The organism is Acidovorax cavernicola (genome assembly GCF_003581445.1).
Genome location: NZ_QXMN01000097.1, coordinates 1 through 4042, shown reverse-complemented (window position 1 = coordinate 4042; position 4042 = coordinate 1). Strand labels below are relative to the sequence as shown.

5 protein-coding genes are annotated in these 4042 nt (G+C 65.5%); all 5 read right to left on the bottom strand.

Going from position 1 to position 4042, the window contains the following annotated elements:
- A partial coding sequence (locus D3H34_RS30950) for a TRAP transporter large permease subunit (RefSeq protein WP_119558664.1) occupies positions 1–371 on the bottom strand: 371 nt, incomplete at its 3' end.
- Positions 372–385: 14 nt separating this feature from the next.
- A complete protein-coding gene (locus D3H34_RS30945; protein WP_119558663.1) occupies positions 386–901 on the bottom strand; it encodes a TRAP transporter small permease in 516 nt (171 codons plus the stop codon).
- Between the two features lie 147 nt (positions 902–1048).
- Positions 1049–2035, bottom strand: coding sequence for a TRAP transporter substrate-binding protein (locus tag D3H34_RS30940; RefSeq protein WP_119558662.1), 987 nt, complete (start codon positions 2033–2035; stop codon positions 1049–1051).
- Positions 2036–2213: 178 nt separating this feature from the next.
- Entirely contained in the window at positions 2214–3023 is an 810-nt protein-coding gene (locus tag D3H34_RS30935; protein WP_434057723.1) for an HAD-IIB family hydrolase, read from the bottom strand.
- A gap of 17 nt (positions 3024–3040) precedes the next feature.
- The coding region (locus tag D3H34_RS30930) for an EF-Tu/IF-2/RF-3 family GTPase (RefSeq protein ID WP_286186486.1) at positions 3041–4042 on the bottom strand (1002 nt) is incomplete at its 5' end.

The following is a 4042-nucleotide window of genomic DNA, read 5'->3' as shown; positions in this document are numbered from 1 at the left end:
ATCTTGACCATCATCGAGCCCGGGCCCGCGGCGTCGGCCAGGGCCGAGCCCGAAATGCCCGAGAACAGCGTCAGCGACAGCACGTTGGCATAGCCCAGGCCGCCGCGCAGGTGGCCGACGAACTGCGCGGCAAAGCGCAGCAGCACATGGGTCAGCGCGCCGCCCGACATGAGTTCGGCCGACAGGATGAAAAATGGCACGGCCATCAGCGGAAAGCTGTCGATGCCGGTGAACATTTCCTTGAACACCACCAGCTGGGGGTAGCGGCCACCGACGAGCACGGCCAGCGCGGCCGAGATGGCCAGCGCGAAGGCCACCGGAAAGCCCAGCACGAGCAGGACGATGATGGCGATGAAAAGGGTGATACCCATGGTGCTTGAACCTCTCAGATGGACGCAGCCGCGTCCGCATTCATCTCTTCGGACTGCGCATAGTCGCCGGCCGTGATGTAGTTGCGTGCGACGAACAGCAGGTGCACCAGCATCAGCGCGAAGCCCACGGGCATCGCCAGGTAGATATAGGAAATCGGGATGTCGGTCGCGGCCGTGGTCTGAAAGCGCGTGGCCCAGGCGTAGAGCACCGAGAAATAGGTCATGAAGACGCAGAAGCCCGCAATGCCCACGACCACGATGGTGCGCAGCACGCGCGCCGCGCGCGTGCTCACCGAGCGGTGCAGGTTGTCGATCGCGACATGGCCGCCGAAGCGCAGCACCAGACCCGCGCCCAGGAACGTGACCCAGATCATCATGTGGCGGGCCACTTCCTCGGCCCAGACGATGGAGTCGCCCGTGGTGTAGCGCAGCACCACATTGGCAAAGACGATGCAGGCCATGGCCAGCAGCAGCACGATGAGCAGCCAGCGGTTGCAGGCGACCAGAGCGCGTTCGATTCGTTCAAGCATAAGCATGTCGGCTGCCGCGAAACGCACTTCCGAGTGCCGGCGCAGCCGCTTTCTGAAAAAGAGTCACCCTCGGGGTGCAGGCATGCGCCGGGACCGGCCCGGCGCGTGCGGTGCGCATTCCGGGCCGGGCCCGGAATGCGCAGTAGATCACTTGGTGTTGGCGATGCCGTCCAGCGTCTTCTGACCGAACTTCGTGGCGTATTGCTTGTAGGCGGGTTCGAGGGCCTTGCGGAAAGCGGCCTGGTCGACCTTTTCCACGACCTGCATGCCGTGCGACTTGGCTTCCTCGACGCCCTTCTTCTCGACCGCGTCGACAAACGCGCGCGAGGCCAGCGCGCCGCTCTTCGCGCCTTGCGTGAACGCGGCCTTCTGCGTGTCGTTCAGGCTGGACCAGAAGCCGGGCGAGACGATCAGCGCCACGGGAGCGTAGACATGGGCGCTGAGCGTCAGGTGCTTTTGCACTTGCCACAGCTTGGCCGACGACAGCACCGAGATCGGGTTTTCCTGGCCGTCGATCGTGCCTTGCTGCAGCGCGCCGATCACTTCGGGCCAGGACATGGGCGTGGGCGATGCGCCCAGCGTGCGGAAGGCGGTGATGTGCACCGGGTTTTCGGTCACGCGGATCTTCAGGCCCTTGAGGTCGGCAACGTTCTGCACCGCGTGCTTGTTGTTCGTCAGATGGCGAAAGCCTTGCTCGCCCCAGGCCAGTGCGATCAGGCCGCGCTTCTGGAACTTGCCCAGCAGGTCCTGGCCGAAAGCGCCGTCAAGCACGGCGCGCGCATGCGCGGTGTCACGGAACAGGAAAGGAATGTCGACCACGCCGACATCGGGAACGAAGTTGCTCAGTGCACCCGTGGAAACGATCACGGCTTCGACGGTGCCCAGCTGCAGGCCTTCGATTAGCTCGCGCTCGCCGCCGAGTGCCGACGCGGGGAACTGCTTGAACTTGAACGCGCCGCTGGTGTTCTTTTCAACGGAGTCGGCCCAGGCCTGGGCGGCTGCGCCGTAGTGCGAATTGATCGCCAGCGCATACCCGATCTTGACTTCCTTGGATTGGGCAAGGGCTGGCATGGCCGCAGTGGCTGCAGCAGCCGCGACGCAGGTGGCAACGAAGGAACGGCGAATCATGCGCATGACATATGTCTCTTGTAGGTGATGGAATAGGAACGGGAACGCTGGCGCATTTTAGGTGCTGTTTCCCTCGAACAAGATGCCATTGGACGGGGGTTGTCGGACATAGCCGACATTCACTCCCGGGTTGTGCGCCATTCGCGATGGATGCCATCGCCGAATGCGCAGGCCGCGTCCGGCCTCAGGCCGTGGCGCGGCCCAGGATGGCGTTGGCAAGTTCGACGAATCCGTCGCCGCGCTCGCTGGGCGTGACATAGCGCGGCAGGTGCGTGAGCTGGGGCACGAAGCGCGCGATGTTGGCGACGCCGAAGCTGTTGCCGAAGCGCTCGAACATCAGCTGATCATTGGTGGAGTCGCCGATATAGACCCAGCGATCGAGTTCCGCGGCCAGGTCGCGGTCGAACAGCGTGCGCACTATCCATTGCGCGCCATCCCACTTGTTGTGCGCGCCGAACCAGCCGTTGATGTGGATCGAGCTCACGGTGGCGTTCATGCCGGCCGCGCGCATGATGGCCACGCACTGGTCGATCTGCGCCTGGGGCATCTGGGTGAATTCGCTGTGGTCGACGGCGATGTCGCATTCGCGACCCGCGGAGTCGGTCGCGCGGCGCGCGCCGGGCACGCTGGCCTCGATCTGTTCGAGCACTTCCTGCATGCGTGCGAAGTTGGCGCTGCGCGTGGCCGCGTCCTGCTGATAGAGCTTGTCGAGTCCGCCGGCCGCGTTGCGGCGCAGCGCCACGGCGCCGTTTTCGGCAACGATGGCGTCCACCGGCCAGGCCTTGGCGAAGGGCTCGCTCCAGCCCACGGGCCGGCCGGTGATAGGCACGACCTTGAGGCCGGCGTCGCGCAGCGCGGCGATCGCGGCAACCACATGCGCGGGCACTTCGCCGTCGGTGGTCAGCGTGTCGTCGATATCGGTGAGCACACCGAGTAACTGGCCCGCGGCAGGGCGGGGCCATTGCCCCAGGGGCAGCAAATTTTCCATGGACATCAGAACGGCAATCTCGATCAGCTGTTGTGCAGCGACAGGCCCGCGTGTTCGCGCAGCGGGTGGAAATGGATCTTGGGGAAACGCTCCTGCGCCAGGCGCACGTCGTAGGGCGAAGTGCAGAGGTAGGCCAGGGTGCCGGCCGCGTCGTGCGCCATGCGCAGCACATAGGCGTTCTCGAACTCGCGCAGTTCGGCCGGAGTGTCGGCCGTGATCCAGCGCGCGCCCGTGTACTGGCAGGCTTCGAGGCGGATGTCGGCGTCGTACTCGGCCTTGAGGCGGTGCTGCACGACTTCGAACTGTAGCTGGCCGATCGCGCCCAGCAGCATGTTGCCGCCCGCGTCGGGCTTGAACACCTGGATCGCGCCTTCTTCGCCGAGCTGGGCCAGGCCCTGCTGCAGCTGCTTGGTGCGCAGCGGGTTCTTCAGCACCACGGTCATGAACATTTCGGGCGCGAAGAACGGCAGGCCGGTGAACTGCAGCGCCGCGCCGTCGGTGATGGTGTCGCCGAGCTGCACGCCGCCATGGATGGTGAAGCCGATGATGTCGCCCGCATAGGCTTCCTCGACGGCTTCGCGGCGCTGGCTCATGAACGTCACGACCGAAGTCGGGCGCATGTCCTTGCCGGTGCGCTGCACGCGCAGCTTCATGCCCGGGGTGTAGCGGCCCGAGGCCACGCGCACGAACGCGATGCGGTCGCGGTGGTTGGCGTCCATATTCGCCTGGACCTTGAACACCACGCCCGAGAAGCCCTTGTCGGCGGGCTCGACGGTCTTCACCACGGGCTGCTTGTTGACCTGCAGCGTGCTGGTGCGCGGGCCCGGCGGCGGCGACATGTCGACCAGCGCGTCGAGCACTTCCATCACGCCGAAGTTGTTCACGCCCGAGCCGAAGAACACAGGCGTGAGCTTGCCGGCGAGGAAGGCTTGATGGTCCCAGCTGGGCGACGCGCCCACGGCCAGTTCCAGGCTTTCCATCGCGGTGTCGAAAGCGTCGCCGAAACGCGCGCGCAGATTGTCGAC